The sequence below is a fragment of the Pseudomonas asiatica genome (assembly GCF_040214835.1).
Classification (GTDB): domain Bacteria; phylum Pseudomonadota; class Gammaproteobacteria; order Pseudomonadales; family Pseudomonadaceae; genus Aquipseudomonas; species Aquipseudomonas putida_Z.
In genome coordinates this window covers 5715858-5739495 of sequence record NZ_CP157874.1, presented here as the reverse complement: position 1 = coordinate 5739495, position 23638 = coordinate 5715858, and the positions used below count along the sequence as shown (strand labels likewise).

Sequence of the window (23638 nt, the reverse complement as noted above, 5' to 3'; positions counted from 1 at the left end):
GATACGCGATCCCATGTAGGAGCGGCCTTGTGTCGCGATGGGCTGCAAAGCAGCCCCAAAATCGCCGCTACAACATCTTCTCCAGGCCAACCGCCTTGCTGATCCAGGCATTGAACCGCCGCCACATCCCGCCCGGTTCGGATGTGAGCATGCGCCGCCTGCCATTTTCCTCGGTCACCCACACCATCTGGTTACCCACCAGCGTCGGCTGATAGCTCAAGGCCGGGGCCATGCCCTGTACCGCCAGCGCGCGGGTGTACTCGGCCAGCTCCGGGCTGTCCACCAGCACTCCGACCTCGGTATTCCACAACACCGAACGCGGGTCGAAGTTGAACGAGCCGATGAAGGTCTTGCGCCGGTCGAACACGATCGCCTTGCTGTGCAGGCTCGAGTCCGAGCTGCCATGGAAGCTCACGCGGTGCTGCGCGCTGGGGTCGCCTGGTTGGCGGCGCAGCTCGTACAGCTGCACGCCATGCTCCAGCAGCGCCCGCCGATACGGCGCGTAGCCGCCATGCACCGCCGGCACGTCGGTAGCCTCCAGCGAGTTGGTCAGCAGCTTGACCGATATGCCCGCGTCAGCGCTGTGGGTCAGGTACAGCAGGCCGGACTCGCCGGGCACGAAGTACGCCGATACCAGGATCAGCTCGTGTTGCACCTTGCTCAAGTCCGGGGCCAGTTGCTGGGTCAGCAGCAGTTGCGGGTCCGGTTCGTCATCGGCCAGCACCTTGCTCGGCGCATCCCACAGCGCCTGGGCATGGGCCCAGATAAGCTCGTTGCGCCACACATCCAGGCGTGGCTGCGACTGGTAGGCCATCAAGCGGTCATACAGGGCTTTGCGCTGGGTCCTGGCTTCGGCCAGTGAAACTTCCAGGCGGTGGCGGCTGGCGCGCAGGTCGCTGGCATCCGGGTCGCGCCAGAGGAAGTCGGTAATCGGCCGGCTCAGGGCGCTGTTCCAGTATTGGTCGAAGCTGTGGCCGAGCTGTTCGGCCACCGGGCCGACGCCCAGCAAGTCGATGTCGGTGAAGTTGAGGTTGGGTTCGGCATCGAAATACTCATCGCCCAGGTTGCGCCCGCCGACGATGGCCATGCTGTTGTCCACCAGGAACAGCTTGTTGTGCATGCGTCGGTGCTGGCGCGACAGGTTGAACAGGCGGCCCACCGCGCGTGTCGCGCCGGTGCTGCGGCCCAGGTGCAGCGGGTTGAACACGCGGATATGGATGTTCGGATGGGCATCGAGGGTACCCATGATGACGTCCAGGCCGTCGCTGGTGGTGTCGTCGAGCAGGATGCGCACGCGCACGCCACGGTCGGCGGCGCGCAGCAGTTCATGCACCAGGGCGCGGGTGCTGAGGCCATCGTGGACGATGTAGTACTGCAGGTCGATGCTCGCCTGGGCGTTGCGGATCAGTTCGGCGCGGGCGCGGAACGCCTCGTTGCTGTTGGGCAGCAGGCGAAAGCCTGAGCGGCCGCCGTAGGGCGCGGCCTGGCGCAGAACCGAACGGCCGAAGGCCGAGTCGTTGGCAGGCAGCGCCTGGCTGGTTTCGCGGGGCGTGCCGACGCTGGCGCAGCCGGCAAGGCCGAGCAGTAGCACCAGCAGCAGAGGCAGGGCTCGCTGGAGTCTCAAGGGTGGATCGTCCTGTGCAGCAAAGGCTTGATAGGTTGGACCGTGGCGGGCGGCGCAAAGTTACGCGCCGGCGCTTTCTTCATCCAGTAGACGAAGGGCGGTTTCACCAACCTTGCGCACGGCGGCTTCGATCTGCGGCGTCGGCCGCGCGGCGAAGTTCATGCGCAGGCAGTGGCGGAACTTGCCCGAGGCCGAGAAGATGCTGCCCACGGCAACCTGTACGTCCTGCTCCAGTAAAGCCCGGTTCAGGCGCAGCGTATCGAAATGTTCGGGTAATTCCACCCACAACATGAAGCCGCCTTGCGGCCGGCTGACCCGGGTGCCCGCCGGGAAGTAGCGGGTCACCCAATCGCTCATCAGGTCGCGGCCACGCTGGTACTGGCTGCGCATGCGGCGCACGTGGGGTTGGTAGTGCCCGCCGGCGATGAAGTCGGCAATGGCCAACTGCGGCTGGCTGGCCGTGCTGCCGGTGCTGATGTACTTCATGTGCAGCACCCGCTCCAGGTAACGCCCGGGCGCCACCCAGCCTATCCGCAGGCCGGGGGCGAGGGTCTTGGAGAACGAACTGCAAAGCAGCACGCGGCCGTCGTCGTCAAACGACTTTAGGGTGCGTGGGCGCGGGTAGGTATAGGCCAGGTCGCCGTATACATCATCTTCGAGGATCGCCACGTCGTAGCGCTGGGCCAGGCTCAGCAGGGCCTTCTTGCGGGCCTCGGGCATGATGTAGCCGAGCGGGTTGTTGCAGCTGGGGGTGATCTGGATGAGCTTGATCGGCCACTGCTCCAGGGCCAGTTCCAGCGCTTCCAGACTGATACCGGTGACCGGGTCGGTAGGGATCTCCAGGGCTTTCATGCCCAGGCCCTTGAGGGTCTGCATGGCGCCGTGGAAGCTGGGGGAGTCGACCGCGACGATATCGCCCGGCTCGCACACTGCGCGAATGCTGCATGACAGCGCCTCATGGCAGCCGGTGGTTATCACCAGGTCGCCCGGGCCCAGGCGGCAGCCGGAGTCGAGCGTCAGCCGGGCCACCTGTTCGCGCAGGGCCAGGTTGCCGTGGATGTTGTCGTAGTACAGGCCGGGCATGTCCTGCCGCCGGCTCAGCTGGGCGAGGCTGCGCAGCAGTGGCTTGAGGGTGGGGCTGTCGATGTCGGGCATGCCGCGGCCGAGCTGGATCACGCCTTGGCGTGGGGTGCTGCGCACCAGTTCCAGCACCTGCTCCCATTGCGAGATGTCTACCGGGCGCTGGGCCGGGCGGCTGACGGCGGGCAGGGCTGGCAGGTGGCGGTGGTCGTTGACGAAGTAGCCGGACTTGGGCCGGGGCGAGACCATGCCGCTGTCTTCCAGCATGCGGTAGGCCTGCTGCACGGTGCTCAGGCTGACCCCGTGCTCCACACTCAGGGCGCGCACTGACGGCAGGCGCTGGCCGGGGCGGTAGAGGCCCTGTTCAATGCGCGCACCGAGCAGTTCGGCGAGGTTCAGGTAAAGGGTCACGGCATACTCCTTCGCTGCAATAGCGTGGCGACCGGTACAGTTGCGCTGAAAATACAGCATTCAGTCGGCCTGCGGCCAATTCTGTATGGGAATAATAAGGCTGTATTGGATCTGTATTGCCGGTGCTGTCGACGCGCATGCTTTCACCACGGTATCAACTGAACGAGAGGATGCGGTGATGGGTGGCATGAGCGATGTGCGCTTGCAACTGTTGGCCAAGGAACTGGAAGCCGGGCAGCAAGCCAAGGTGTTCAACGCGCCGGAAGGGTTGGGGCGTTGGGGGCTGATGCTGCATCGCTGGCACACCCGCAGGGCGCTGCTGCAGTTGACCGATGACGAGTTGCGCGATGTCGGGCTGAGCTGGGAGCAGGCCCGGACCGAGGGGCGTAAGCCCTTCTGGAAGGACTGACCATACAGATGTTGCGCGGTCGATGTAGGAGCGGCCTTGTGTCGCGATTGGGCCGCAGAGCGGCCCCAGCGATATTTGCGGCAAAGCTGAAACCTGGGGGCGCTACGCACCCCTTTCGCGACACAAGGCCGCTCCTACAGGGACCGCGTGGCTTTCAGATCAGCTCTTTCAGACGATGCCACAGCATCCCCAACGCCAGCAGCGGCGAGCGCAGGTGCTGGCCGCCGGGGAAGGTGATGTGCGGCACCTTGGCAAACAGGTCGAACCGCCCGCTTTCCTGGCCGCTGATGGCTTCGCCGAGCAGGCGCGCAGCCAGGTGGGTGGCGTTGAGCCCATGGCCGGAGTAGGCCTGGGCGTAATACACGTTCGGCTGGCTGGCCAGGCGGCCAACCTGTGGCAGGCGGTTGGCGCCGATGCCGATCATGCCGCCCCACTGGTAGTCGATGCGCACATCGGCCAGTTGCGGGAATACCTTGAGCATCTTTGGCCGCATGTAGGCGGCAATGTCCTTCGGGTCGCGGCCTGAATAGTGGCAGGCACCGCCGAACAACAGGCGCTGGTCGGCGGACAGGCGGTAATAGTCCAGCGCCACCCGCTGGTCACACACCGCCATGTTCTGCGGCAGCAGCGAACGGGCACGTTCCTCGCCCAGCGGCTCGGTGGCGATGATGTAGCTGCCGGCTGGCAGCACCTTGCCGCCCAGTTCGCGGTTGAGGTCGTTGTGGTAGGCGTTGCAGCACAGCACCAGAGTCTTGGCGCGTACCCGGCCCTGGGCGGTGTGTACCTGTACTTCCGGGCCGTAGTCGATGCGTGTGACCTCGGACTGCTCGAACAGCTTCACGCCCAGGCGGCTGGCCACGGCAGCCTCACCCAGGGCCAGGTTGAGCGGGTGCAGGTGCCCGGAGCCCATGTCGACCAGCCCGCCGACATAGCAGTCGGCACCGACCACGCTGTGGATATCGTCCTTGCCGACCAGGCGCAGTTCATGTGCGTAGCCGAGGGTGCGCAGTTCTTCAGCATCCTCCGCAAAGCCCAGCAGTTCGGCGGGTTTGTTGGCCAGGTCGCAGTAACCCCAAGTCAGGTCGCAAGCGATGGCATGCCTTTCGACCCGCTCGCGGACGATCTGCACGGCTTCCAGGCCCATCAGTTTCAGGCTGCGCACGCCTTCCTCGCCGATGACCGGGAGGAATTGTTCCAGGCCGTGGCCGACGCCACGGATCAGTTGCCCACCATTGCGCCCGCTGGCGCCCCAACCGAGCTTGCGCGCTTCCAGCAGGATGACCGAGAAGCCGCGTTCGGCCAGTTCGATGGCGGTGTTCAGGCCCGAGTAGCCGCCGCCGACGATGCACACGTCGGCGCTGTGCTCGCCTTGCAGGAAGGAGTGGTCGGGGTGTGGCGCGCTGCTGGCGGCGTAGTAGGAGGCGGCGTGCTGCGCGCTGTGGATCATTGGGCAGGTCCTGAGGCTGGTGGGCTGAGGGGGAGGAGGATAAGCCGGGGTAGGGTGGTGGGCAACAAGGCGAGGGCTGCGCCCTCGTTCGCGGGCAAGCCCGCGAATGGGCCTATAATCTGGCCAATTTCCTAGTTTTGAACCCAGCCATGTCCTGCAACCGCCACAAGATCCACTTCCTGCGCGAACTCATCCCTTCCTTCGAGTGCGAGCCCGGCTGCCACGACTGCTGCGGCCCGGTCACCACTTCGGCGGAAGAAATGGCCCGCCTGCCGCGCAAGTCCCAGGCCGAGCAGGACGCCGCCCTGGAGCGCCTGGACTGTGTGCACCTGGGCCCCAACGGCTGCACGGTGTATGAAGAGCGCCCGATGATCTGCCGCCTGTTCGGCACCACCCCGCGCCTGGCCTGCCCGCGTGGCCGTGGCCCTGAACAGATGATCGAGCCCGCTGCCGAGCAGTTGGTCCATCAGTTCATTGCCACCACCCGCCAGGTGCTGGTCTGACTTCAGTCCGGGATCGGCAGGCAAAGGCTCTCCTTCACCTCTTCCATCACGATGTAGCTCTTCGATTCGCGCACGTGCGGCAGCTTCAACAGGATGTCGCCGAGCAGCTTGCGGTACGAGGCCATCTCGGAAATGCGCGCCTTCACCAGGTAGTCGAAGTCGCCTGAAACCAGGTGGCATTCCAGCACGTGGGGCAGTTTCAGCACCGCGCGGCGGAACTCCTCGAAGGTGTCGCCCGATTTGTAGTCCAGGCTGATTTCCACGAACACCAGCAGGCTGCCCTTGAGGTGCTGCGGGTTCAGGCGGGCGTTGTAGCCCATGATGATGCCCTCGCGCTCCAGGCGGCGGACCCGCTCGGTGCAAGGGGTGGTGGAAAGCCCAACTTTCTCGCCCAGTTCGGTGAAGGAAATACGCCCGTCATTCTGCAGGATACGCAGGATGTTACGGTCGATCTTGTCCAGTTCACGCTTGCTCTGGTGCTGGGTTCTCATAGGGGATGCCCCTCCGTGAAAGGCGATTTTGCCGAGAATTCTCGCCAATAATAGGCTTTTATATAGTGAATTGCACTGCCTTCAAATTCCTATACTGCGCGCATTCATGCCATTTCAATAAAAGTCTGCGGCGCGCCGCGTGCGAGGGATAAAACGATGCGAGTTCTGGTACTTGGTAGCGGTGTGATCGGAACCGCCAGTGCCTACTATCTGGCCCGGCAAGGTTTCGAAGTAACGGTGGTCGATCGCCAGCCGGCGGTGGCCATGGAAACCAGCTTTGCCAACGCAGGCCAGATCTCGCCCGGCTATGCCTCGCCCTGGGCCGCCCCAGGCGTGCCGCTGAAGGCCATCAAATGGCTGCTGGAGCGCCACGCGCCCCTGGCCATCAAGCTCACCGGCGACGTCGACCAGTACCTGTGGATGGCACAGATGCTGCGCAACTGCACCGCCAGCCGTTACGCGGTGAACAAGGAGCGCATGGTGCGCCTGTCCGAGTACAGCCGTGACTGCCTCGACGAACTGCGCGCCGAAACCGGCATCGCCTACGAAAACCGCAGCCTGGGCACCACCCAGCTGTTCCGTACCCAGGCCCAGGTGGATGCCGCGGCCAAGGACATTGCCGTGCTGGAGCAGTCCGGCGTGCCTTACGAGCTGCTCGACCGCGACGGCATTGCCCGCGTCGAGCCGGCCCTGGCTGGCGTCAAGGACATCCTGGCCGGCGCCCTGCGCCTGCCAAACGACCAGACTGGCGACTGCCAGCTGTTCACCACCAAGCTTGCCGAAATGGCCGTTAAGCTGGGCGTGGAGTTCCGCTTCGGCCAGGACATCCAGCGCCTGGACTTCGCGGGTGACCGCATCAATGGCGTGTGGATCGACGGCAAGCTGGAAACCGCCGACCGTTACGTGCTGGCGCTGGGCAGCTACTCGCCGCAGATGCTCAAGCCGCTGGGCATCAAGGCCCCGGTGTACCCGCTGAAGGGCTACTCGCTGACCGTGCCGATCACCAACGCCGACATGGCCCCGACCTCGACCATTCTCGACGAGACCTACAAGGTCGCCATTACCCGTTTCGACAACCGTATCCGCGTCGGCGGCATGGCTGAAATTGCCGGTTTTGACCTGTCGCTGAACCCGCGTCGGCGCGAAACGCTGGAGATGATCGTCAACGACCTTTATCCTCGCGGCGGTGATCTGAGCCAGGCCAGCTTCTGGACCGGCCTGCGCCCGGCGACCCCGGACGGCACGCCGATCGTCGGCGCCACGGCGTTCCGCAACCTGTTCCTGAACACCGGTCACGGTACTTTGGGCTGGACCATGGCGTGCGGCTCCGGTCGCCTGCTGGCCGACCTGATTGCGCGCAAGAAGCCGCAGATCAGTGCCGAAGGCCTGGACATTTCCCGTTATGGCAACAGCCCGGAAGTGGCCAAGCACGGGCAGACTGCGCCGGCTCACCAGCAGTAAGTTCGCCTGTACCGGCCTCTTCGCGGGCTCGCCCGCTCCCACAGGAACACCACAGATATTGAAAACTGTGCAGTACCTGTGGGAGCGGGCGAGCCCGCGAAGAACCCAACACCGTTTTCAACCTGTGAACCACCATAAGGCAGCCGCCATGCGTCCCGCCCGCGCCCTGATCGACCTCCAGGCCCTGCGCCACAACTACCGTCTGGCCCGTGAACTGACCGGTGCCAAAGCCCTCGCCGTGATCAAGGCCGACGCCTACGGCCACGGCGCCGTGCGCTGTGCCCTGGCCCTGGAGGCAGAAGCCGACGGCTTTGCCGTGGCCTGCATCGAAGAAGCGCTGGAGCTGCGCGCCGCCGGTATCAAGGCCCCGGTGCTGCTGCTGGAAGGCTTCTTCGAAGCCAGCGAATTGGCCCTGATCGCCGAACACGACCTGTGGTGCGTGGTGCACTCGCTGTGGCAACTGGAAGCGATCGAAAAGACCCAGCTGCACAAGCCGCTCACCGTCTGGCTCAAGCTCGACAGCGGCATGCACCGCGTCGGCCTGCACCCCAAGGACTACCACGAGGCCTACCAGCGCCTGCTGGCCAGCGGCAAGGTCGCGCGCATCGTGCTGATGAGCCACTTCGCTCGCGCCGACGAACTGGATGCCGACGCTACCGCCCAGCAGATCGCCGTGTTCGAGGCCGCCCGCCAGGGCCTGGCCGCCGAGTGCAGCCTGCGCAACTCCCCCGGTGTGCTGGGCTGGCCGCAGGCCCCCAGCGACTGGGTGCGCCCGGGCCTGATGCTGTACGGTGCCACACCGTTCGAAGTGGCTCAGGCCGAGGCCGAGCGCCTGCAACCGGTGATGACCCTGCAATCGCGGGTGATCAGCGTGCGCGAACTGCCTGCCGGCGAGCCGGTGGGCTATGGCGCCAAGTTCGTCAGCCCACGGCCAACCCGCGTTGGTGTGGTTGCCATGGGCTATGCCGATGGCTACCCGCGCCAGGCGCCCAACGGTACCCCGGTGCTGGTCGCTGGCAAGCGCACCCAACTGATCGGCCGAGTATCGATGGATATGCTCAGCATCGACCTGACCGACGTGCCGGAAGCCACCGTCGGCAGCCCGGTCGAACTATGGGGCAAGCATGTGCTGGCCAGTGAGGTGGCTGCGCACGCGGGTACCATTCCGTACCAGATTTTCTGCAACCTGAAGCGAGTACCGCGGGACTACATCGGCGAATGACACGCTGAAGCGGACAGGTTGAGGGGCGGTGTGTTGTAAATACTGAACGGCATTGCCATGATATCGTTCACATCCACCCCCCTTTCCACCGTTTCAGGAGGCTCCAGCTTTGGACGTCGGCGAACGACTGCAAGCCATCCGCAAGCTCAAGGGCCTGTCCCAGCGTGAACTCGCCAAGCGTGCCGGCGTGACCAACAGCACCATCTCGATGATCGAGAAGAACAGCGTGAGCCCGTCGATCAGCTCGCTGCGCAAGGTGCTGAGCGGCATTCCCATGTCCATGGTCGAGTTCTTCTCGGTCGAACTGGAACCTGAAAGCCCCACGCAGATCGTCTACAAGGCCCATGAACTGATCGATATCTCCGACGGTGCGGTGACCATGAAGCTGGTCGGCAAGTCGCACCCCAACCGTGCCATCGCCTTTCTCACCGAGGTGTATCCACCGGGTGCCGATACGGGGGCCGAAATGCTTACCCACGACGGCGAAGAAACCGGCATCCTGCTCGAAGGCCGCTTGGAGCTGGTGGTCGGCAACGAGATCTTCATCCTTGAAGAGGGCGACAGCTACTACTTCGAAAGCACCCGCCCGCACCGCTTTCGCAACCCGTTCGACCGGCCGGCGCGGCTGATCAGTGCGGCGACGCCTTCAAACTTTTGATCCAGCGCAGTGCATTGATTCGGCAATACCCCTTTCCTGTGTGGGGTCGTTTCACGGCCTCTGGGTTCCCGCTATACTTTTCAACGCTCGCCGATCCGTGGCCGCGAGCGTGATTAGCCACCATGAGGGTGTTCGCGTGAACCAAATCAAGAAGATGCTGGCCGTACCAGCAGCCGTATTCGCCCTCTGGGCAATGAGCGCAACCGCTGCGACCAATGATGACATCGCCAAGCGCCTGGAGCCGGTTGGCCAGGTGTGCGTCCAGGGCCAAGAGTGCAAAGGCATGGAAGTGGCCGCCGCCGCAGGTGGCGGTGGTGCCAAGACGCCGGACGAGATCATCGCCAAGCACTGCAATGCCTGCCATGGCTCCGGACTGCTCGGCGCACCGAAGATTGGCGATACCGCGGCGTGGAAGGAACGCGCCGACCACCAGGGCGGCCTGGACGGCATCCTGGCCAAGGCCATTACCGGCATCAACGCCATGCCACCGAAAGGCACCTGCGCGGACTGCTCGGATGACGACCTGAAAGGGGCGATCAAGAAAATGTCCGGGCTGTGAGAAACAGCTGAATTGCATGAGGCCCGCCATTGATGGCGGGCTTTGTTTTTGTGGTGCCTGTGCCGGCCCTTTCGCGGCTAAAGCCGCTCCCACAGGTGCAGTGCAGGCTTCAAGGGCTGTGGGGCCCCTGTGGGAACTCACAGGTACAGCACAGGACTCAAGGGCGGTGAGGTCTCTGTGGGAGCGGCTTTAGCCGCGAAGAGGCCGGCACGGGCAACCAACCCACCAAAGCCCATGTCCAACCCCTGAACCCATGGATGTCTCAGGAGGCCCCGATGCACCTCTGCTCCATCGACCAGGCCGTCGAGCAAGTCCTGTCGCGCCTGCCAGCCCATATCCACATGGGCCTGCCGCTGGGCCTGGGCAAGCCCAACGCCTTCGTCAATGCGCTTTACGCCCGCATCCGCGAGCTGCCCGAACGGCAGCTGACCATCTACACGGCCCTGTCCCTCGGACGTCCGTCACTGGGTGACGGTTTGCAACGGCGCTTTCTCGAACCCTTTGTCGAACGCGTTTTCGCCGACTACGAAGAACTCGCCTACCTCACCGACCTTCGCAACGACACGTTGCCATCCAACATTCGCGTCGAACAGTTCTTCATGCAGCCCGGCAGCCTGCTGCACAGCGCGTCGGCCCAGCAGAGCTACATCAGCAGCAACTACAGCCACGCCGCACGCGACATCAACGCCAAGGGCCTGAACCTGATCGCGCAGCTGGTGGCCGCCACCCCCGAGAGGCCGGTGCACCTGAGCCTGGCCTGCAACCCCGACATCACCCTCGACCTGCTGCCGATGATCGCCAAGCGCCGCGCCGCCGGCGAGACCATCCTCATGCTCGGCCAGGTGCATGCCGAGCTGCCTTACATGCCGGGTGACGCCGAGCTACCCATCGATACGTTCGACCTGCTGATCGACACAGCCGAGCAACGCCGCCTGTTCTCCACGCCGAACATGCCGGTCAACACCCAGGACCACTGCATCGGCCTGCACGCCAGCAGCCTGGTTCGCGACGGCGGCACGCTACAGATCGGCATTGGTGCCATGGGCGATGCGGTAGCTGCCGCATTGCTGGCGCGCCAGGGTGACAACGCCGGATATCGTGCCGTGCTCGACGCGCTGGGTGCTGGCTCGTGGCAAGCGCTGATCGAACGGGAAGGGGGCCTGGATACCTTCGCCCAAGGCCTGTACGGCTGCAGCGAGATGTTCGTCAACGGCTTGCTGGCGCTGGCCGAAGCGGGCCTGTTGCGGCGCCCGGCGGACGAGCAGGGGGCGGCAGTGCTGCATGGCGGTTTCTTCCTCGGCCCCCAGGCGTTCTACCAGCGCTTGCGCGACATGCCGCTGGAACAGCGCGCACGGTTTGCCATGACGCGTATCAGCTTCATCAACGAGCTGTATGGACAGGAGGAGCTCAAGCGCCGCCAACGCCGTGATGCGCGCTTCATCAACACCGTATTCGGCATGACCCTGCTCGGCGCCGGGGTGGCCGACCAGCTGGAGGATGGCCGGGTACTCAGTGGCGTGGGCGGGCAGTACAACTTCGTCGCCCAGGGCCATGCGCTGGTGGGCGGGCGTTCGATCCTGCTGCTGCGCAGCTGGCGTGAGGCGGGCGGGGAGGTGACCTCGAACCTGTTCTGGAACTATGGCCATTGCACCATCCCCCGGCACCTGCGCGATATCGTGGTGACCGAGTACGGCATCGCCGACCTGCGTGGGCAGACCGACAGCGAGGTGATTGCGCGGTTGCTGGCGGTATGTGATTCACGGTTCCAGCAGGGGTTGATCGAGCAGGCAAAGGACGCCGGCAAGCTGGCCAAAGACTTTCAACTGGAGGCGTGCTTTACCGACAATACGCCGCAGCGGCTGGAGGCGATCAGGGCGCGGCACTCGCGGTTGTTCCCGGAGTATCCGCTGGGCACGGACTTTACGGCTGAAGAGCGGGATTTGCTGCGGGCACTGAACTGGTTGAAGAGCAAGTTCAAGCTGAGCGAGGTACTGGAGCTGGGCAAGGCAGCGCTGGATGCGCCGGGGCCAGAGGGGTATGCGAGGCATCTTGCGCGGATGCAACTGGATCAGCCGCAGGGGCTGAAGGAAGAGCTTTACCAGCGGTTGCTGCTGGCGGGCTTACAGGCTGCAAAATAAGCGCTCGGACATACTGTCCCCTGTGGGAGCGGGTTTACCCGCGAATGCGATGGCGCATCCCAAATCGCCTTCGCGGGTAAACCCGCTCCCACAGAGATCGCGTAGCGGCCTTATTCGATGAAGGACACCACACCACCTTCCAGCGACTTCACCCGGGCCAGCGACTCAACGCGATAGCCCTGGCTGTCCAGCTCGGCACGGCCGCCCTGGAACGACTTTTCGATCACGATACCCAGGCCGGCCACGGTGGCGCCGGCCTGCTTGATGATCGAGATCAGGGCCTGCGACGCCTTGCCGTTGGCCAGGAAGTCGTCGATCACCAGCACGCGGTCGCTGCTGTTGAGGTGACGCGGCGAGATGGCCACGGTGTTCTCGGTCTGCTTGGTGAAGGAATACACCGAGGCGGTCAGCAGGTTCTCGGTCAGGGTCAGCGACTGGTGCTTGCGGGCGAAGATCACCGGCACACCCAGCTTCAGGCCAGTCATCACCGCCGGGGCAATGCCCGAGGCTTCGATGGTGACGATCTTGGTCACGCCCGCGTCGGCGAACAGGCGGGCGAACTCGTCACCGATCAGCTGCATCAGCGCCGGATCGATCTGGTGGTTGAGAAACGCGTCGACTTTGAGAACCTGATCGGAAAGCACGATGCCTTCTTCGCGAATCTTCTGATGCAGTGCTTCCACTTTGTTTTCCTCGATGTAGCAAAGGTGGCCGCAAATAGCGGCAAAGTTAAAGAGTAATGGTTGATCAGCGTTTGAGCATTGCCCGGATATCGGCCAGGGCATTGTTGCCCCGTGCGGCCTTTACCTCGACCGGCGCATCGTCCAGGCCTTCCCAGGCCAGGTCGTCCGGTGGCAGTTCGTCGAGGAACCGGCTGGGCGTGCAGTCGATGATTTCACCGTACTGCTTGCGCTTGGCGGCGAAGGTGAAGGCCAGGGTCTGGCGCGCGCGGGTGATGCCCACGTAGGCCAGGCGGCGTTCCTCTTCGATGGTGTCGGCCTCGATGCTGGAGCGGTGCGGGAGGATTTCCTCTTCCATGCCCATGATGAACACGTAGGGGAATTCCAGGCCCTTGGAGGCATGCAGGGTCATCATCTGCACACCTTCGGCGTTCTCTTCCTCTTCCTGCTGGCGCTCGAGCATGTCGCGCAGCACCAGCTTGCCGATGGCGTCCTCGATGGTCATGTCACCCTCTTCGTCCTTCTCGAGGGTGTTCTTCAGCGCTTCGACCAGGAACCAGACGTTGCTGATGCGGAACTCGGCAGCCTTGTCGCTGGCGGTCTGCTGGCGGATCCAGTTCTCGTAGTCGATATCGCGGATCATCTCGTGCAGCGCGGCAATCGGGTCTTCCAGGGCAACCTTGTGGCGCACCCCGTCCAGCCAATGCTTGAAGCGCTGCAAGCGCTCGGTATAGCGGGCGTCCAGATGCTCGCCCAGGCCAAGCTCCTCGCTGGCGGCGTACATCGAAATACCGCGCTCGGTGGCGTAGTTGCCGAGCTTTTCCAGGGTGGTGGAGCCGATTTCGCGGCGCGGTACGTTGATCACCCGCAGGTAGGCGTTGTCATCGTCCGGGTTCACCAGCAGGCGAAGGTAGGCCATCAGGTCCTTGACCTCCTGGCGGCCGAAGAAGCTGTTGCCGCCCGACAGGCGATACGGCACCTGGTGGTGCTGCAGCTTCAGTTCGATCAGCTTGGCCTGGTAGTTGCCGCGGTAGAGGATGGCAAAGTCGCTGTACGGCCGGTTGGTGCGCAGGTGCAGGGTGAGGATTTCCATGGCCACGCGTTCGGCCTCGGCTTCCTCGTTCTTGCAGCGGATGACGCGGATCTCGTCGCCCACGCCCATCTCGCTCCACAGCTGCTTCTCGAACGCGTGCGGGTTGTTGGCGATCAGCACGTTGGCGCAGCGCAGGATGCGGCTGGTGGAGCGGTAGTTCTGCTCCAGCATCACCACTTTCAGGGAGGGGTAGTCCTCCTTGAGCAGCATCAGGTTTTCCGGCCGGGCGCCACGCCAGGCGTAGATCGACTGGTCGTCGTCGCCTACCACGGTGAACTGGTTGCGCATGCCGATCAGCATCTTCACCAGCAGGTACTGGCTGGCGTTGGTGTCCTGGTATTCGTCCACCAGCAGGTAACGCACGCGGTTCTGCCAGCGCTCCAGCACATCGGGGTGTTCCTGGAACAGCTTGACCGGCAGCAGGATCAAGTCGTCGAAGTCCACCGCGTTGAACGCCTTGAGCGTGCGCTGGTAGTGGGTGTAGACGATTGCTGCGGTCTGCTCGCGCGGGTTGCGCGCCTTCTCCAGGGCTTCGGCGGGCAGGATCAGGTCGTTCTTCCAGGCACCGATCATGTTCTTGATCTCGTCGATGCCGTCGTCGCCGGAGTATTCCTTCTGCATGATGTCCGACAGCAACGCCTTGATGTCGGACTCGTCGAAGATCGAGAAACCCGGCTTGTAGCCTAGGCGCTCGTGCTCCCTGCGGATGATGTTCAAGCCCAGGTTGTGGAACGTGCACACCGTCAGGCCACGGCCTTCCCCCGGGCGCAGCAGGGTGCCGACCCGCTCCTTCATCTCGCGCGCGGCCTTGTTGGTGAAGGTCATCGCCACGATGTACTGGGCACGGATGCCGCAGTTCTGGATGAGGTGGGCAATCTTGCGCGTGATCACGCTGGTCTTGCCCGAGCCTGCACCGGCGAGCACCAAAAGAGGGCCGCCGACATAGTCACGGGCTTCCTGCTGCCGGGGATTGAGTCGGGACATGCTAGAAACCGGGGGTCGCCAGAAAATAGCCGCGCATTCTAACAGGCATGGGGCGTTTGTGGCGCGACCGTCTGACGTCTGAGTCAAATATGTAAACGGGATTTGCCGGCTGGCGCAGTTTCGCGCAGGATGCACGACAAAATACGTCGGGATGCTACACCCGTAAAAACATGTATTAAATTGAAAATCATTTTCATTAATGCAGTAGCATACCTGCCAGTTTCCGTTGCACCGTGAAGCCCTAAGGAGCCCGCTTGTCCACGCCTGTCGAACCATTGCGTTTGCTGCTGTTGGCCGATGAGCCGGAATGGGGGGCGCTGCTACGCGAGTGCACGCCCGCACTGGGTGGCAGCGCCGTACTGCTGACGGCGCCGAACTGGGAGTCGGTCGACAGCCTGTTCAACCAGGACCGTCAGGCTATCGTGCTGGCAACCCCGGCCCTGCAGCCCGCGCCCGGGCGCTGCGAGTTGCCGACCATCCTGCTGCTCGACCACGAGCCCCAGGTAGCGCCCACCGCTGTCAGCGACTGGCTGGTGCGTGACCAGCTCAATGCCGACACATTGCGCCGCTCGCTGCGCCATGTGCGCGAGCGCGGCGTGCTGGTGGCCACCCTGCAGCGCCTGGCCGAGCAGGACCCGCTGACCGGCATCGCCAACCGCCAGGGCTTCCAGGCCTTGCTGACCGCGCGGCTGGCCGAGAACGACGGCCGTGGCCTTGCCCTCGGCCACCTGGACCTGGACAACTTCCGCCACGTCAACGACGCCCTTGGCCACCAGAGTGGCGACCGCCTGATCCTGCAGGTGGTGGCGCGCCTGAAACAGCAACTGGAGGCGGGTGACCAGCTGGCGCGCCTGGGCAGCGACGAGTTCGCCCTGCTGATCGACACCCGACGCGACCCCAATCGTGCCGAATCGATTGCCGAGCGGATTGTCGAGGCGTTGGCCGAACCCTACTGGATCGACGGCGAAAGCCTGCTGCTGGGCTGCAGCCTGGGCCTGGCCCATGCCCGCGCCCAGGGTGGTGCCGACCCGCTGATGTGGCACGCGCACATCGCCATGCGCCAGGCCAAGGGCAGCCAGGGTTGCACTTTCCATGTGTTCAACGAACGCATCAACCGCAACGCCCGCAGCCTTGCCGACCTGGAAAGCGAACTGCGCCGCGCCCTGCGCCGGGACGAACTGGAGCTGCATTACCAGCCGCGGTTGAACCTGGCCGACGGGCGCATCGTCGGCCTCGAGGCGCTGGTGCGCTGGCGGCATGCCGAGCGCGGCCTGTTGCCGCCCAGCGAGTTCGTGCCGCTGGCCGAGCAGAGCGGCCTGATCGTGCCGCTGGGCTACTGGGTGATTTCCCGTGCCCTGCGCGACATGCAGGCGCTGTGCGAGCGCGGCCTGGAGCCGCTGCACATGGCGGTCAACCTGAGCTTCCGCCAGTTCCAGGACAGCCAGTTGCTGGCGACCTTGAGCCGCCTGATTCTCGAACATGGCGTGGATGCCCGCTGGCTCGAGTTCGAACTGACCGAAACGGCGGTGATGCGCCGCAACGAACTGGTGCGCCAGACCATGGACGCCCTGGGGCGTCTGGGCGTGCGCTTTTCGCTCGATGATTTCGGTACCGGGTTCTCTTCGTTCGTGCACCTCAACAGCCTGCCGATCACCTTGCTCAAGGTGGACCGCAGCTTTGTCGCGGAAATGGAAATGCGCGAGGAGAACCGCAAGCTGGTGCACGCCATGATCAACCTGGCGCACAACCTCAACCTGGAGGTGGTGGCCGAAGGGGTGGAGAGCGAAGAGCAGATGGCGTTGCTGCGCGGGTTTGGCTGTGACCAGGTTCAAGGCTTCCTGGTCAGCAAGCCGCTGCCGGTGGGGGAGTTGATGGAGTTCTTGCTGCAGGCGACCGGCTGCCAGTTGGGCACAGCCCTTTAGGGCCCTTTCGCGGGTGAACCCGCTCCCACAGGCTTTGCACAGTATTCAGACCCTGCGCAGTCCCTGTGGGAGCGGGTTTACCCGCGAAGAGGCCCGCAAGTCAGGCCGAAGCCGTCGCTGCTCCACCAATCCCGGCCTTGCCCAAAAGCCGCTTCATCCGCCACTCAAAGCCAAAGGTCAGTGCCACCGCCGCACACGCCAGCCCCAACGCCAGCCCCCACCACACCCCGACCGCGCCACCACCCAGGGTAAAGGTGAACAGCCAGGCGCTCGGCGCCCCCACCAGCCAGTAGCACACCAGGCCGATCAGGAAGGTGGTCTTGGCATCCTTCAGCCCACGGATCGAGCCCATCGCGATCGTCTGCATGCCATCGAACAGCTCGAACCACGCAGCCACCATCAGCAACTGCACCGCCAGCTGGAAGATCGCCGCAAATGCCGGGTCGTCACGGTCGATGAACAGCCCCACCAGCGCATCGGGCAGCAGCCAGAACAGCGCGGCGAAGGCAAACATGATCATCGCCCCGAAGCCGATGCCCACCCGCCCGGCACTGCGCGCCGCCAGCAGGTTGCCGGCGCCGTAGTACAGCCCCACGCGCATGGTCACCGCATACGACAACCCGGTCGGCACCATGAACGCCGTGGAGACGATCTGCAGGGCGATCTGGTGCGCCGCCAGCTCGGTGCTGCCCAGCACGCCCATGCACAGCGCGGCGAAGGCGAACAGGCCGACTTCCACCATGTAGGTGCCGCCAATCGGCAGGCCCAGCCGCCACAGCTCGCGCAGGGCCGGCAGCGAAGGGCGCGACAGGCCCTTGCGCAGTGGGTAGGCGGCATAGGCCGGGTGCCAGCGGATATACAGCGCCAAGGCAATGGCCATGCCCATCGACACCACCGCGGTGACCAGGCCGATACCCATCAGGCCCAGCTTGGGCAGGCCGAACATGCCTTCGATCAACGCCACGTTGAACAGGTAGTTGAGCACCGTGCCGACCAGGCTGATGACCATCACCGGGGTCGAGCGGCCCAGCGCGCTGGTGAAGCCGCGCAAGGCCATGAAGGTCAGGTAGCCGGGCAGGGCCAGTGGCAGCAGGGTGAGGAATTCGGCGGCCGAGGCAACGTTCTCGGGCTTTTGCCCGAACAGCAGCAGTACCGGCTCAAGGTTCCACAGCACCAGCGCAGCGAACAGCGCCAGGCCCCAGGCCAGCCACAGGCCACCCTGCGCCAGGCGGGTGGCGCCCTCGATGTCGTTGGCGCCCTTGCGAATGGCCACCAGGGTGCCGACCGCAGCGATCACGCCAAGGCAGAAGATCGACACGAACGAGTAGCTCGCCGCGCCCAGGCCGCCGCCAGCCAGGGCTTGCGGGCTGATGCGGGCCATCATCAGGGTATCGGTCAGCACCATCAGCATGTGCGCCAACTGCGAGGCGATCAGCGGCCCGGCCAGGCGCAGCAAAGCCTTGAGTTCTGTGGTGGGCGCGACATGCATGGGGGCAGTCCTTTTCCTGGGGTGATCAACGAAGGGCGATTCTGAGGCTTTGGTCAACTTTGCACAAAAGGATAAAAGCGATCATTGGCATGAGTCTGACTCATGTATATATGCTTCCCGGTGATTCATTTCACAGCCCCGTATGGCAGGTGCCTCATGTCCCGTCAGCTCCCCCCGCTGTATGCCCTGCGCGCATTCGAAGCCGCCGCGCGGCTAAGCTCCTTCACCCGTGCCGGCGAAGAGCTGTCGATTACCCAGAGCGCGGTCAGCCGGCATATCCGCACGCTGGAGGAGCATTTTGCCTGCCGCCTGTTCGTGCGCAGCGGCCGCAGCCTGCAACTGACCGAAGCGGCGCGGGTGTTGCTGCCCGGTGTGCGTGAAGGCTTTGCCGCGCTGGAACGGGCTTGCGATACCTTGCGCGGTGAGGATGACATCCTGCGCATGAAGGCCCCCTCGACCCTGACCATGCGCTGGTTGCTGGCGCGCCTTAGCCGCTTTCGCCACTTGCAGCCTGGCAACGAAGTGCAGCTGACCAGCGCCTGGATGGATGTCGACCATGTGGACTTCAACCAGGAGCCGTTCGATTGCGCGGTGTTGCTCAGCGACGGGGTGTTCCCGCCGGAATGGGAAGTGCGCAGGTTGTTCCCGGAGCTGCTGATCCCCGTGGGTGCGCCAGACCTGCTCGACGAAGAACCCTGGGACGAGCGTCGGCTGGCCTGCATCGAGCTGCTGCACCCCACGGTGGACAAGCGCGACTGGCGGGAGTGGTTGGAGCGCATGGGGTTGAGTGACAAGGTTTCGCTCAAGGGCGGGCAGGTGTTCGACACCCTGGAGCTGGGCATGATTGCCGCGGCGCGTGGCTATGGCATTTCCATGGGTGATTTGCTGATGGTGGCCGAAGATGTGGCGCAGGGGCGCTTGAGCCTGCCTTGGCCGACGGCGGTGCCCAGCGGGATGGATTATTACCTGGTGTGGCCGCGCACTCGGCCAGGGGGCGAGCGGTTGCGGCGTTTGAGCGCGTTTCTGGAAGAGGAGGTGGCGGCGATGGATTTGCCGAATGTGCAGATCCTGCCGGCCCTTTGATCGCCTGTACCGGCCTCTTCGCGGGTAAACCCGCTCCCACAGGTACAGCGCAGGCCTGAAAGCCTGCATCGAACCTTTCCCAGGTACAGTACTGGCCTCAAGGCCTGCGCCGAAGCTTCCACAGGACAGCGCTGGCCTCAAGGACTGCACTGTACCTGTGGGAGCGGGTTTACCCGCGAAGAGGCCGCAATGCCTTACATCGAGCCCAGGTTCAAAGCCTGTGCACACGCCTGCAGCGACCGACGCTCGCTCTGCGCATACAGCGCCAGCTCATCCTGCACCTGCAGCCCCAGCGCCGCTTCGAACGCATCGCGGTTGGCGTTGCTGCCGTACTCGGCCTGCGCATCGTCACCCAGGTTGGACTGGAAGATCCCCGCCGCGCTCACCGGCAGGAAGTCCTCGTACACCAACGCCTCGAAGTGCACATGGCCAGCCTCGATCAGCCCTTCCAGTGTGGTCGGGCGGCCGTCCTGGTCGCGCGCAGCCAGGCCTTTTTCGGTGGCGAAGTAGCGGAAGTAGGCCAGCCCTTGTTCACGCATCTGTGCCAGGTCATCCGGGAACTCGGCAAATGTGTCCTTCAGCAACGCCATGTAGCGTTCGGCATTGGCCTCGGCCGGGGCGCCACCCAGGGCGGCGCGGGTGGCGTCGAGCAGCTTGTCGTACAGCTGGCGACCTTTCGGCGTCAGCGCCGCACCGCGTTGCTCGATTTCGCCGAAGCGCGCGGTATGGCTGCCTTCGCTGCCCTGCTGATCGCTGAACGCGACCTTTTCCTGCAGGGCCTTGAAGCTGGTCTGGCGCAACAGGATCGGGTGGCGGCGGGTGGGTGGGCCTTCGACCACGGCCTTTGGCGGGATGCCCTTGGCCGGCATGCCAAGCTGGATTGCATCGATGTCCAGGGTGCGCGGGGTCAGGTGGTTGATGTGCGGGCCCTTGAAGGCCACCACATCGGCGATCAGGCGGTGCTGGTCGTGCAACTGCTGGTACTGCTCGGCAGTGACGGTGGCGTCATGGTGCCAGCGGAAGGTGTGCAGCGCTTCCTGCACGAACGCTTCGGCATCGGCGGCGTTCAGGCCACCATCGCGCTCGCATTGGGCGATCAGTTCGAGGGCACGTGCGGTGAAGATCTGGCGCTTGGCCAGGATGCTCTCTGCCAGCTCGCGCAGTTGCGGGTTGTCGATCAGTTCCAGGCGCAGCAGCGAGGTGAACACGCGGAACGGGCTGACATGCAGCGACTGCTCGTGCACCGCGCGGAAGGCGGTGGAATGCACCGGCACGCCAGCGGAACTGAGGTCGTAGTAGCCGACTGGCTGCATGCCCATGACCGCGAACAACCGGGCGATGGTGGCCAGCTCTGCGGCGGTGCCCACACGGATGGCGCCGTGGCGCTCCTGATCAAGGCGCTCGATTTCGCCGGTCCAGCGCAGGGCCTCGGCAACCTCGGGTTGCTGGGCCATGACCTGCTGGTTGATTTCGCTCACCAGCTCCAGCAGCGTGCCGTACAGGGGCACTTCCTGTTTGTACATGAGCGACATGGCGGCAGAGAACTGCGCGCGGATGCTGTCGGGGCTGACGAAATCGTGGGCGGGCATCGCTAGCTTCCTGGTTGGGTTCGGACGCTTACATGAAAGCTGGGAATGCACTTTGCTCACAAGCGAAAAAAAGTGAGTGTGTCATTCCTTTTTTGATCGACCTCAAGGGCCCTTTCGCGGGCACCTCACAGGGTTCAGGCCTTGCGCGATACCTGTGGGAGCGGGCGTGCCCGCGAAGAGGCCCTCAGGTCGATAGCTGCTCACGAATCCATTCCACCAACGCCCTTACCTTGGGCACCTCCGCCGCATGCTCGGCATACGCCAGGTAATGCGCCCCGGCACTGCGCATCGCATGGTTCCACGGCACCACCAAACTCCCCTCGGCCAGCTCCTTCGCCGCCAGGTAGCGCGGCACCAACGCCACCCCGCACCCGGCCTGCGCCGCGCTCAAGGCCATGTAGAAGGTATCGAAGCGCGGCCCGTGGTAGGCGCTGACGCTCTGCAAGCCCAGCTCCAGGAACCACTCGTGCCAGGCTTCTGGCCGCGAGGTGCTCTGCAGCAGCACCAGTTCGGCCAGCTCCCCGGCATCGTTCAGTTCACGTCCGGCCAGCAACTCCGGCGCGCACACTGGCACCACCTCCTCACCGAACAGCTCAACGCAGGTGGCCCCCGGCCAGGTGCCCTGGCCATAGAAGAACACCACGTCCGCCGAGCCCTGCAGCAGGGCGAACGGTTCCATCTCGTTGCGGATGTCCAGGTGGATGTTGCTGTGGCGCTTGCCAAAGCCCTTGAGGTGCGGGATCAACCAGCGCACGCCAAAACTCGGCTGAGTGGCTACCTTCAATATCTCGGTCTGCTCGCCGTAGGTGAGCACGTAGCGGCTGGACATGTCCACCTGGGTGAGGATCTTGTTGACCTCGGCCAGGTACAGGCTGCCCGCCGGCGTCAGCTGCAGGCGGCGGCGGATACGCAGGAACAGGTGGTGGCGCAGCATGTCTTCAAGCTGCGCCACCTGCTTGCTGACCGCGCTCTGGGTCAGGTGCAGCTCTTCGGCGGCACGGGTAAAGCTCAAATGGCGGGCTGCAGCTTCGAAGCACTGCAGGGCGGTCATGGAGGGCACCAGGCGTTTGGACATAGCGGTCTCTGCGGCTCAAATCATTACCTGACGGAATGATATGCGGAATAAAGGTCGTTTGTTGCACCGGTGTGATCGGATTAATACTGATCCACATCATTTTTCCACCCCATCACCCGATGTAGGAGATGCACAAATGGTTGCTGGACTGCTCGAGCGCCTTGGCGTTGCTGCCGAGGCTTACACCCAGGGCGACTACCCTGTTCACACGCCGATCGACGGCAGCCAGATCGCCTCGGTGAAACTGCTCGGCAAGGCCGAGACCATCGCCCGCATCGATCAGGCCCAGAGCGCCTTCGAAGCCTGGCGCAGCGTGCCGGCCCCGCGCCGCGGCGAGCTGGTGCGCCTGTTCGGCGAAGTGCTGCGTGAGCACAAGGCCGACCTCGGCGAGCTGGTTTCGATCGAAGCCGGCAAGATCACCCAGGAAGGCCTGGGCGAAGTGCAGGAAATGATCGACATCTGCGACTTCGCCGTTGGCCTGTCGCGCCAGCTGTACGGCCTGACCATCGCTTCCGAGCGCCCTGGCCACCACATGCGTGAAACCTGGCACCCGCTGGGCGTGGTCGGCGTGATCAGCGCCTTCAACTTCCCGGTCGCAGTCTGGGCCTGGAACACCGCCCTGGCCCTGGTCGCCGGTAACTCGGTGGTATGGAAACCGTCCGAGAAGACCCCGCTGACCGCCCTGGCCTGCCAGGCGCTGTTCGAAAAAGCCCTGAAAGCCTTTGGTGATGCCCCGGCTGGCCTGGCACAACTGGTAATCGGCGGCCGTGAAGCCGGCGAAGCCATGGTCGACGACCCGCGCGTACCGCTGGTCAGCGCCACCGGCAGCACCCGCATGGGGCGCGAAGTCGGCCCACGTGTGGCTGCCCGCTTCGGCCGCAGCATCCTCGAACTGGGCGGCAACAACGCCATGATCCTGGCCCCGAGCGCCGACCTCGACCTGGCCGTGCGTGGCATCCTGTTCTCCGCAGTCGGCACCGCCGGCCAGCGTTGCACCACCCTGCGCCGCCTGATCGTGCACCGTTCGATCAAGGACGAAGTGGTTGCCCGTGTCAAAGCCGCCTACGGCAAGGTGCGCATCGGTGACCCACGCAAGGACAACCTGGTGGGCCCGCTGATCGACAAGCAGTCGTTCGACGCCATGCAGGGCGCGCTGGCCAAGGCCCGCGACGAAGGTGGCCAGGTATTTGGTGGTGAGCGTCAGCTGGCCGACCAGTACCCGAACGCCTACTACGTATCGCCTGCCATCGCCGAAATGCCGGCGCAGAGCGACGTGGTGCGCCACGAAACCTTCGCCCCGATCCTGTACGTGCTGGCCTACGACGACTTCGAAGAGGCCCTGCGCCTGAACAACGAAGTGCCACAAGGCCTGTCGTCGTGCATCTTCACCACCGACATCCGTGAGGCCGAACGCTTCCAGAGCGCCTCGGGCAGCGACTGCGGCATCGCCAACGTCAACATCGGCACCAGCGGCGCCGAGATCGGCGGTGCTTTCGGTGGCGAGAAGGAGACTGGCGGTGGCCGTGAGTCCGGTTCGGATGCCTGGAAAGGCTACATGCGTCGCCAGACCAACACCGTGAACTACTCGCGCGAACTGCCGCTGGCGCAGGGTATCGTGTTCGACTGATGGGTTGATGCTGCATGGCCGGGGGCTCAGCCCCCGGTTCGCGGGCAAGCCCGCTCCCACAGGTACCCCACAGATTTCGAAACCTGTGTACCT

19 protein-coding genes are annotated in these 23638 nt (G+C 64.5%); 10 read left to right on the top strand and 9 right to left on the bottom strand.

All coding sequences use genetic code 11. The annotated features are described in order from the left end of the window. Positions 1–67: 67 nt before the first annotated feature. Positions 68–1624, bottom strand: coding sequence for a phospholipase D family protein (locus tag ABNP31_RS25565; RefSeq protein ID WP_350012874.1), 1557 nt, complete (start codon positions 1622–1624; stop codon positions 68–70). A 60-nt stretch (positions 1625–1684) separates the two neighbouring features. Beyond that, the gene (locus ABNP31_RS25560) at positions 1685–3115 is read right to left on the bottom strand and encodes a PLP-dependent aminotransferase family protein (protein ID WP_170929250.1); all 1431 of its coding nucleotides are present in this window, start codon (positions 3113–3115) and stop codon (positions 1685–1687) included. Positions 3116–3293: 178 nt separating this feature from the next. Between ABNP31_RS25560 and ABNP31_RS25555 the strand changes: the two genes are divergently transcribed. Beyond that, a complete protein-coding gene (locus ABNP31_RS25555) occupies positions 3294–3524 on the top strand; it encodes a DUF1127 domain-containing protein (RefSeq protein WP_085615949.1) in 231 nt (76 codons plus the stop codon). A 154-nt stretch (positions 3525–3678) separates the two neighbouring features. Here the strand turns inward: ABNP31_RS25555 and ABNP31_RS25550 are convergent, their stop codons facing one another. Then, on the bottom strand, positions 3679–4971 hold the full coding sequence (locus ABNP31_RS25550; RefSeq protein ID WP_085615947.1) for an NAD(P)/FAD-dependent oxidoreductase: 1293 nt from the start codon (positions 4969–4971) through the stop codon (positions 3679–3681). Between the two features lie 149 nt (positions 4972–5120). On the opposite strand from ABNP31_RS25550, the gene ABNP31_RS25545 reads away from it, so the two are divergent. Further along, positions 5121–5474 (top strand): YkgJ family cysteine cluster protein, encoded by a 354-nt coding sequence (locus ABNP31_RS25545; protein ID WP_013974780.1) that lies wholly within the window; start codon positions 5121–5123, stop codon positions 5472–5474. A 2-nt stretch (positions 5475–5476) separates the two neighbouring features. Here the strand turns inward: ABNP31_RS25545 and dadR are convergent, their stop codons facing one another. After that, positions 5477–5965, bottom strand: coding sequence for a transcriptional regulator DadR (gene dadR / locus ABNP31_RS25540; RefSeq protein ID WP_003258963.1), 489 nt, complete (start codon positions 5963–5965; stop codon positions 5477–5479). A gap of 156 nt (positions 5966–6121) precedes the next feature. On the opposite strand from dadR, the gene dadA reads away from it, so the two are divergent. The 5 genes from dadA to ABNP31_RS25515 all read left to right on the top strand — a co-directional run bounded on the left by dadA (position 6122) and on the right by ABNP31_RS25515 (position 12003). Continuing rightward, positions 6122–7426, top strand: a complete 1305-nt coding sequence (gene dadA / locus ABNP31_RS25535; RefSeq protein WP_013974779.1) for a D-amino acid dehydrogenase — start codon at positions 6122–6124, stop codon at positions 7424–7426. Between the two features lie 148 nt (positions 7427–7574). Continuing rightward, positions 7575–8648 (top strand): alanine racemase, encoded by a 1074-nt coding sequence (gene alr / locus ABNP31_RS25530; protein WP_041506316.1) that lies wholly within the window; start codon positions 7575–7577, stop codon positions 8646–8648. 109 nt (positions 8649–8757) lie between these two features. Continuing rightward, the gene (locus ABNP31_RS25525; protein WP_013974777.1) at positions 8758–9306 is read left to right on the top strand and encodes a cupin domain-containing protein; all 549 of its coding nucleotides are present in this window, start codon (positions 8758–8760) and stop codon (positions 9304–9306) included. A 154-nt stretch (positions 9307–9460) separates the two neighbouring features. Beyond that, on the top strand, positions 9461–9865 hold the full coding sequence (locus ABNP31_RS25520; RefSeq protein ID WP_038408395.1) for a c-type cytochrome: 405 nt from the start codon (positions 9461–9463) through the stop codon (positions 9863–9865). A gap of 275 nt (positions 9866–10140) precedes the next feature. After that, the gene (locus ABNP31_RS25515) at positions 10141–12003 is read left to right on the top strand and encodes an acetyl-CoA hydrolase/transferase C-terminal domain-containing protein (protein ID WP_350012873.1); all 1863 of its coding nucleotides are present in this window, start codon (positions 10141–10143) and stop codon (positions 12001–12003) included. Between the two features lie 110 nt (positions 12004–12113). On the opposite strand, the gene ABNP31_RS25510 is transcribed toward ABNP31_RS25515, so the two are convergent. Together ABNP31_RS25510 and rep are read right to left on the bottom strand one after the other, a co-directional pair. Continuing rightward, positions 12114–12686: a xanthine phosphoribosyltransferase gene (locus ABNP31_RS25510; RefSeq protein ID WP_003253535.1), complete on the bottom strand. Its 573-nt coding sequence runs from the start codon at positions 12684–12686 to the stop codon at positions 12114–12116. A 64-nt stretch (positions 12687–12750) separates the two neighbouring features. Beyond that, entirely contained in the window at positions 12751–14760 is a 2010-nt protein-coding gene (gene rep / locus ABNP31_RS25505) for a DNA helicase Rep (RefSeq protein ID WP_025341098.1), read from the bottom strand. Between the two features lie 254 nt (positions 14761–15014). Between rep and ABNP31_RS25500 the strand changes: the two genes are divergently transcribed. Next, complete coding sequence (locus tag ABNP31_RS25500) at positions 15015–16682, top strand: putative bifunctional diguanylate cyclase/phosphodiesterase (protein WP_350012872.1); 1668 nt, start codon at positions 15015–15017, stop codon at positions 16680–16682. Positions 16683–16782: 100 nt separating this feature from the next. On the opposite strand, the gene ABNP31_RS25495 is transcribed toward ABNP31_RS25500, so the two are convergent. After that, positions 16783–18171: a NorM family multidrug efflux MATE transporter gene (locus tag ABNP31_RS25495; RefSeq protein WP_024087906.1), complete on the bottom strand. Its 1389-nt coding sequence runs from the start codon at positions 18169–18171 to the stop codon at positions 16783–16785. 156 nt (positions 18172–18327) lie between these two features. On the opposite strand from ABNP31_RS25495, the gene ABNP31_RS25490 reads away from it, so the two are divergent. Further along, a complete protein-coding gene (locus tag ABNP31_RS25490) occupies positions 18328–19254 on the top strand; it encodes a LysR substrate-binding domain-containing protein (protein ID WP_085664279.1) in 927 nt (308 codons plus the stop codon). A gap of 194 nt (positions 19255–19448) precedes the next feature. Here ABNP31_RS25490 and hglS read toward each other — a convergent pair whose 3' ends face one another. Both hglS and ABNP31_RS25480 read right to left on the bottom strand, forming a co-directional pair. Next, the gene (gene hglS, locus ABNP31_RS25485) at positions 19449–20843 is read right to left on the bottom strand and encodes a 2-oxoadipate dioxygenase/decarboxylase HglS (protein WP_025341095.1); all 1395 of its coding nucleotides are present in this window, start codon (positions 20841–20843) and stop codon (positions 19449–19451) included. Between the two features lie 184 nt (positions 20844–21027). Then, complete coding sequence (locus ABNP31_RS25480) at positions 21028–21918, bottom strand: LysR family transcriptional regulator (protein WP_238067071.1); 891 nt, start codon at positions 21916–21918, stop codon at positions 21028–21030. A gap of 136 nt (positions 21919–22054) precedes the next feature. On the opposite strand from ABNP31_RS25480, the gene amaB reads away from it, so the two are divergent. Continuing rightward, positions 22055–23545 carry an L-piperidine-6-carboxylate dehydrogenase gene (amaB, locus tag ABNP31_RS25475; RefSeq protein ID WP_003253547.1) on the top strand — a complete coding sequence of 497 codons (1491 nt, stop codon included), beginning with the start codon at positions 22055–22057 and terminating at the stop codon, positions 23543–23545. The last annotated feature ends 93 nt before the right edge of the window (positions 23546–23638 follow it).

Coding starts and splice junctions, on each gene's coding strand:
- ABNP31_RS25555 (WP_085615949.1), top strand. CDS start 3,294: ATGGGTGGCATGAGCGATGTGCGCTTGCAACTGTTGGCCAAGGAACTG.
- ABNP31_RS25550 (WP_085615947.1), bottom strand. CDS start 4,971: ATGATCCACAGCGCGCAGCACGCCGCCTCCTACTACGCCGCCAGCAGC.
- ABNP31_RS25545 (WP_013974780.1), top strand. CDS start 5,121: ATGTCCTGCAACCGCCACAAGATCCACTTCCTGCGCGAACTCATCCCT.
- dadR (WP_003258963.1), bottom strand. CDS start 5,965: ATGAGAACCCAGCACCAGAGCAAGCGTGAACTGGACAAGATCGACCGT.
- dadA (WP_013974779.1), top strand. CDS start 6,122: ATGCGAGTTCTGGTACTTGGTAGCGGTGTGATCGGAACCGCCAGTGCC.
- alr (WP_041506316.1), top strand. CDS start 7,575: ATGCGTCCCGCCCGCGCCCTGATCGACCTCCAGGCCCTGCGCCACAAC.
- ABNP31_RS25520 (WP_038408395.1), top strand. CDS start 9,461: ATGCTGGCCGTACCAGCAGCCGTATTCGCCCTCTGGGCAATGAGCGCA.
- ABNP31_RS25515 (WP_350012873.1), top strand. CDS start 10,141: ATGCACCTCTGCTCCATCGACCAGGCCGTCGAGCAAGTCCTGTCGCGC.
- rep (WP_025341098.1), bottom strand. CDS start 14,760: ATGTCCCGACTCAATCCCCGGCAGCAGGAAGCCCGTGACTATGTCGGC.
- ABNP31_RS25495 (WP_024087906.1), bottom strand. CDS start 18,171: ATGCATGTCGCGCCCACCACAGAACTCAAGGCTTTGCTGCGCCTGGCC.
- ABNP31_RS25490 (WP_085664279.1), top strand. CDS start 18,328: ATGTCCCGTCAGCTCCCCCCGCTGTATGCCCTGCGCGCATTCGAAGCC.
- hglS (WP_025341095.1), bottom strand. CDS start 20,843: ATGCCCGCCCACGATTTCGTCAGCCCCGACAGCATCCGCGCGCAGTTC.
- ABNP31_RS25480 (WP_238067071.1), bottom strand. CDS start 21,918: ATGTCCAAACGCCTGGTGCCCTCCATGACCGCCCTGCAGTGCTTCGAA.
- amaB (WP_003253547.1), top strand. CDS start 22,055: ATGGTTGCTGGACTGCTCGAGCGCCTTGGCGTTGCTGCCGAGGCTTAC.